Genomic DNA, 1,552 nt, shown 5'->3' with positions numbered 1-1,552 from the left:
TATCTATGGTGAATATGATGCTGCGCCGCTGAATTTTAATGCCTATGTGCAGGAAGGCTTTAAAATATCAAAAGAAGTTTCCAATATTGATTATATCCAGCAGCCACAGCCGCTGTATGGCTTAACCGTATATCGGGCCAATAATGGCATTGATCCCAAAACCGGTGAACCGTGGAAATCGGATGTTAATGCCAAGGATATTTTGCTCAAAAAAGATCAGGCCGGCAATATTAAAACTTATATGGGTTGCGAGTTTTCTGAGCATAAAAATTTTTGTAGTCATATGTTTTATAATGATAAATTTCATATCAGAGTATCAATTAGTTATAACCGTACTTATCTGCCGCAATGGCAGGAGATGGAGAGCAATATTATTAAAATACTGGATAGCTGGCGGGTAAGCCCAGAAGGCAAGCTGCTGGGCAAACAGATTGGTAAGGCATAGTTTGTAGTAGTGGTATAACTTATTGATTATCTCAAGGAGAGCACTATGTTAGAAGCAAAAAAAGTAAGCAAAAGCGAAATTCAGGCATGGCGTAAACAGATTGAAAATGGTTATGCCAAATGGGCGCAAGGTTTCTTGAAATAATACTGATTAGATAATTAATAAATATTGGCTAGTATCTAATTTAAAACAATAAAATTGAAAATAATTCTGAATTTCTCTCTTTTCTTTATATTAATATTGTGTTAACTTTTGTATTAAAAAATAAAGAAAAAGGCTGCTTATGAAGTCTGGATTTAGAAAAAGTCTACTTATCTTGGCGCTGCTGTGGCAGGTATTGCTGCTTGCCGGCTGTGACCAAGATTTTGGCAAACAACCGGAAACACAAGTTGTTGAGCAAGTGTCGGAACCATTCCGCAATCAGGATAGTCGTGGACGTTATGACACCATTGGCAAACTAGGTACTCAATCCATCAGTATCCCCGCGGGCGTGATTGATGGCTGGGCGCGCTATATCGGCGATCCGGGCGATTTTGCTGATCCGAAAATCAAAGCCAAATACCAGCGCCCGCCAGAATCTTATGACTTGCCGATTGAATCATTTGGTTTCCTGTATCGGATTACTGATGGCGATATTTATACCTCTTACCGGCACACAGAAGAGGATTACCGCCGCGATAATGAAACCTTAATCCCGTATGGCAAACCTTTTCCATGGGCCGATGTCATTATCTATGGTGAATATGATGCTGCGCCGCTGAATTTTAATGCCTATGTGCAGGAAGGCTTTAAAATATCAAAAGAAGTTTCCAATATTGATTATATCCAGCAGCCACAGCCGCTGTATGGCTTAACCGTATATCGGGCCAATAATGGCATTGATCCCAAAACCGGTGAACCGTGGAAATCGGATGTTAATGCCAAGGATATTTTGCTCAAAAAAGATCAGGCCGGCAATATTAAAACTTATATGGGTTGCGAGTTTTCTGAGCATAAAAATTTTTGTAGTCATATGTTTTATAATGATAAATTTCATATCAGAGTATCAATTAGTTATAACCGTACTTATCTGCCGCAATGGCAGGAGATGGAGAGCAATATTATTAA

At 39.1% G+C, this 1,552-nt stretch carries 2 protein-coding genes; both read left to right on the top strand.

The features are described 5' to 3' along the window. Window positions 1-445, top strand: a 445-nt coding sequence (locus BHC51_RS12585; RefSeq protein ID WP_218966358.1) for a hypothetical protein, incomplete at its 5' end; no start/stop codon positions are given. 283 nt (window positions 446-728) lie between these two features. Further along, window positions 729-1,552: hypothetical protein (locus BHC51_RS00955; protein ID WP_143558702.1), on the top strand; the 824-nt coding region annotated here is incomplete at its 3' end.

The sequence above is a fragment of the Snodgrassella alvi genome, assembly GCF_002777745.1.
In the GTDB taxonomy this organism is placed as follows: Bacteria; Pseudomonadota; Gammaproteobacteria; order Burkholderiales; family Neisseriaceae; genus Snodgrassella; species Snodgrassella alvi_D.
The sequence above is the reverse complement of the archived record's forward strand: the minus strand, read 5'-3'. Positions and strand labels throughout refer to the sequence as shown.